At 74.2% G+C, this 4,912-nt stretch carries 3 protein-coding genes; all 3 read right to left on the bottom strand.

Features of this window, described 5'->3' with window-relative positions; all coding sequences use genetic code 11:
* Positions 1–2,359 (bottom strand): ATP-binding cassette domain-containing protein (locus AC2W7G_RS09075; protein ID WP_485868149.1); only part of this gene is annotated, 2,359 nt, incomplete at its 3' end.
* 44 nt (positions 2,360–2,403) lie between these two features.
* The gene (locus AC2W7G_RS09070) at positions 2,404–4,011 is read right to left on the bottom strand and encodes a phytoene desaturase family protein (protein ID WP_485868148.1); all 1,608 of its coding nucleotides are present in this window, start codon (positions 4,009–4,011) and stop codon (positions 2,404–2,406) included.
* Positions 4,012–4,119: 108 nt separating this feature from the next.
* On the bottom strand, positions 4,120–4,912 hold a 793-nt coding region (locus tag AC2W7G_RS09065; RefSeq protein ID WP_485868147.1), incomplete at its 5' end, for an SDR family NAD(P)-dependent oxidoreductase.

The raw sequence follows: 4,912 nt of genomic DNA, 5'->3' as shown, positions 1-4,912 counted from the left end.
CGAGTCGGCGCGCGCGCGAGACCGTGCCGCCGCGGTCGCCGCCGCCGAGGCCGAGCTCGATCACCCAGTCCGCCGCCGCGACCACCTGCATGTCGTGCTCGACCACCACGACGGTGTCACCGGCGTCGGTGAGCCGGACGAGCACACGCACCAGGTCACGGACGTTCACCGGGTGCAGGCCGCCGGTGGGCTCGTCGAGCACGAAGACGGTTCCGCCGCGACGGGGACGCTGCAGCTCGGTCGCGAGCTTGATGCGCTGCGCCTCGCCGCCGGACAGCTCGGTGGCCGGCTGTCCCAGGGTGAGGTAGCCCAGGCCGACGTCGAGCAGCGTGCCCAGCGCCCGGTGCACCGCCGGCACGTCGGCGAAGAAGTCCGCCGCCTCCTGCACCGTCATCGCCAGCACCTGCCCGATGTCGCGCTCGCGGTAGCGCACCTCGAGCGTCTCGGGGTTGTAGCGCGAGCCCCGGCAGGTGGGGCAGGTCGAGTAGCTCGTCGGCAGGAAGACGAGCTCGATGGCGATGAACCCCTCCCCCTCGCAGGTCGGGCACCGGCCGGCCTCGACGTTGAACGAGAAGCGTCCGGCCGACCAGCCCCGCGCCCGGGCCTCGTCGGTGGCGGCGAACAGCCGCCGCACCGCGTCGAACAGGCCGGTGTACGTCGCCAGGTTGGAGCGCGGCGAGCGGCCGATCGGCCGCTGGTCGATCTCGACCAGGCGCGGCGCCTCGTCGCCGGACGCTCGCAGGCGCTCGGCGACGGCGGTGAGCAGCGACGTCTTGCCCGCCCCGGAGACGCCGGTGATCGCGGTCATGACGCCGACCGGCACCCGGACGGACACGTCCCGCAGGTTGTTCAGCGTCAGGTGGTCCAGCTCGTGCCAGCCGCGCGGCTCGCGAGCGTGCAGGCTCGGCAGCGCGTGCCGACCGAACATGAACGCGGCGGTGGCGGAGTCCGCGACGTCGGCGAGCGCCTCGGGCGGGCCGCTGTGCACGACGTGCCCGCCGAGCACGCCGGCGCTCGGGCCGACGTCGACGACCCAGTCGGCGTTGCGGGCGATGGAGAGGTCGTGCTCGACGACGAACAGCGAGTTGCCGGTGGCGACGAGCTCGCGCAGCGCGGCGTAGAGCGCCTCGGAGTCGGCCGGGTGCAGACCGGCCGACGGCTCGTCCAGGACGTAGAGCACGCCGAACAGTCCCGACCGCAGCTGCCCGGCCAGCCGGACGCGCTGCAGCTCGCCGGCCGACAGCGCCGTGCTGGGCCGGTCCATCGACAGGTAGCCCAGGCCGAGCCCGATGATCGCCTCGACCCGGGCGCCGAAGTCCTTGACCAGCGAGCGGGCGGCGGTGGCCGCGGCGGCGCCGTGCCGGTCGGTGCCGCGCGCCTGCTCGACCAGCCCCTCGTCGAGCAGGCCGCACACCTGCGAGAGCGGCATCGCGGTCATGTCGGCGATGTCGATGCCGGCGAACGTCACGGCCAGCGCGTCCGGGGCGAGCCGCTTGCCGTGGCACGTCGGGCACGGGCCCTCGGCCAGGAACCGCTCGAGCTTGGCCCGCTCGGTGTCGGACTTGGTCTTGGCCAGGTTGCGCATGAGGTACTTCTCGGCCGACTGCCAGGTGCCGTGGTAGCTGCTCGCCTGGCCCTCCTTGTTGCCCTGCAGGAGCATCCGCGGCTCCTCCTCGGTGAACAGCAGCCAGTCGCGCTGCTCCTGGGGCAGCGTGCGCCACGGCGCGAAGCGGTCGATGCCGAGCTTGGTCACCATGCGGCGCACGTTGAGCCCCACCCAGGCCCGGGACGCCCACACGCCGATCGCCCCGTCCTCGATCGACAGGTCCGGGTCCGGCACGAGCAGCGCCTCGCTCGTGCTGCGCGCCACCCCGCTGCCGTGGCAGGTGGGGCACGCGCCGATCGCGGTGTTGGGCGAGAACGCGGCCGCCGGCAGGTGCGCGGCGCCCTCGGGGTACGTGCCCGCCCGGCTGTAGAGCAGGCGCAGGACGTCCGACAGCGAGCTCAGCGTCCCGAGCGTGGACCGCGAGCTCGCCGCCCCGCGGGCCTGCTGGAGCGCCACGGCCGGGGGCATCCCCTCGATGGTGTCGACCTCGGGGGCGCCGACCTGCGACATCAGCCGGCGGGCGTACGGGGCCACGGACTCGAAGTAGCGGCGCTGCGACTCGGCGAACACGGTGCCGAACGCCAGCGACGACTTGCCCGAGCCGGACACCCCGGTGAACGCGACCAGGCAGTCGCGCGGCAGGTCGACGTCCACGTCGCGCAGGTTGTGCTCGCGGGCGCCCCGGACCTTGATCCAGCCGGAGGAGCCCTTCGGAAGGTCGGTGCCGTGCAGGTCGGGATCGCGGTCGGGCATCGCCCCAACCTAGCGACGCGGGACCGTGTCCGCTCGGTCGCGGCTCAGCCGCGCCGCGACCGCGGGAGCGTGACGATTTTGCGGATCCGGGCGTGCGCGACCGCCGCTCGCGCCGCGTTCATCCCGCACGCCCCGTGCACCCCGCCGCCGGGATGGGCGGACGCGGAGCCGAGGTAGAGGTTCCTGATCGACGTCTCGGCACGGCCCAGGCCCGGGACGGGGCGGAACACGAGCTCCTGTTGCAGCTGCGACGTGCCGCCGTTGATCGCGCCGCCCACCAGGTTCGCGTCCCGCGCCTCCATCTCGTGCGGCCCGAGGACCCGCCGCGCGCGGACCCGCTCCCCGAACCCGGGCGCCAGGGCCTCGAACCGGGCCTGCATCCGGTCGGCGAAGCGCTCGAGCTCGTCGCGGTCCCAGGTCCCGCGCAGGCCCTCCTCCCCCGCGTCGCGCGTCGCGTGCTGCGGGACGTGCGTGTAGGCCCACAGCGACTCCGTCCCGGCCGGTGACCGGGACGGGTCCGAGGTGGTCATCTGGCCGGTCAGCATGAACGGGCGCGCCGGGATCGCGTTCGCCGAGACCTGGTTGAGGGCCTCGGTCATCTGCTCGACCGAGTCGGCCAGGTGCACCGTGCCCGGCGCGTGGGGCGGGGGCGACGCCCAGGGCACGGGCCCGTCGAGCGCCCAGTCCACCTTCACCGTGGACGGGTCGAGCTGGAACTGCTGCATGGCCTCCCGCGTCCGGCTCGGCAGGTCCTCGTCGTGCACGAGGCCGCCGTAGAGGTGCGGGGCGACCACGTCGGCGATGACGCCGTGGCGGGCGGTGTGACGCTCGCCGTGCTCGGTGATCACGCCGGTGGCGGTGCCGTCCTCGACGACCACGCGGGTGACCGCCGACGAGCAGCGGATCTCGCCACCGAGGGACTCGATCCGCCGCGCGAGCGCACGGGTCAGGCTGCCCGCGCCTCCCTCGGGGACGGGGAACCCGACCGTCTGGCCGAGCATGACCAGCAGCAGGCCCATGAGGCCCGAGCCGGCCCCGTCGAGCGGGATGTCCGCGTGCGCGGCGTTGCCGGCGAGGAGCAGGCGCGGCGACTCGCCGCCGAACCTCGTGCGTCCCAGCTCGACCGCGGGCGACAGCAGGCTCCGCACGAAGTCCAGTCCGCCGACCGAGCGCAGCCTCGCCAGTGCCCGGAGCCCGTGACGCACCGGGGGGAACGGCGTGATCAGGGCACCCACGAGGGCGTCGCCGATGCGGTCCCACTCCTCGCACAGCTCGAGCCACGCGGCCCCGTCACGGGGGTGCTGCTCCTCCATGAGCCGGGCGGTGACCTCCCGGTCGCGGTGCAGCACGGCCCACGAGCCGTCCTGGCGCGGGTGCCCGACCACGGCCGGGGCGTGCACCCACCGCAGGCCGAACCGCTCGAGGTCGAAGCCCTGGATCGTCGGGGAGGCCGCGGCCAGCGGGTAGAACGCGCTGAACGTGTCGTGGACGAACCCGGGGTGGACGTCCTCGTCGCTGCGGACGGCGCCGCCGACCTGCGGCTGGGCCTCCAGGACGAGCACCGACCAGCCCTTGTCGAGCAGGGCGTTGGCCGCGACCAGCCCGTTCGGACCGGCGCCGATGACGACGGCGTCGTACGTCGACCCGCTCATGCCGCACCCGGCGCGGACGTGGGGGTCCTGGAGTCGCTGCTCATCCCCCCTGCCTATCCCGGCCGGTCGCCCGGCGCACCTCCAGCCGGACTCCGGCGACGGTCGGCCCTACCCCCAGATGCGCGGCCACCGGCCGTGCACCGCCTCCCGCTCGGGGATCGGCTCGAAGACGTTGCCCGGGTGCGGGTCGACCGACGCCCGGCCCTGGCCGGCCAGCCGCATCAGCGGCCCGACGAGCAGGTCGAAGACGCCGGGGAGCAACCGGAAGCCCGCCACCATGACCGCGTTGGCGAACCCCACGGTGATGTCGCGGCCGGGCCGCTCGAGCGCCGCGACGATCGCGGTCGCCACCCTCTCGGGCGAGTAGACGGGCGGCGGCGGGTGCCCGGCGTGACCGGTGTAGCTGCCGGCCTGCTCGTAGATGGGCGTGTTCACCCCGCCGGGAGACACCAGGCTGATGCCCACGCGAGGGCGTTCGCGGGCCTCGATCTGCAGGGTGCGGACGAGGCCCTGGATCGCCCACTTGCTGGTGCCGTACGGGCTCATGTACGGCGTCGTGATCTTGCCCAGCACGGAGCCCACGACCACCAGGGCGGTGTCGTGACTGTCGTCGAAGGTGCGCAGGGCGGCCCGGGCCACGTTGGCCGTGCCGGTGACGTTCGTCGTCAGGATCCGGTCGAACACGTCCGCGGGGACGTCCTCGAACCGGCCGTAGGCCAGGACGGACGCGGCGTGCACGACGGCGTCCACCCGCCCGAAGCGGCTCGCGGCGGTCTGCAGCAGCGCGTCGACGGCGTCGCGGTCACCGACGTCGGTCGGCACGACGACGACCTCCTCGGCGCCGCGGCCCACGCACTCCTGGCGCGCTGCTTTTTTTTCCAGCGTTTTTTTTTTTTCTCGG

It is taken from the genome of Aeromicrobium sp. PFPM2_SD2, assembly GCF_057364525.1.
This window is presented reverse-complemented; position numbering and strand designations above follow the sequence as displayed.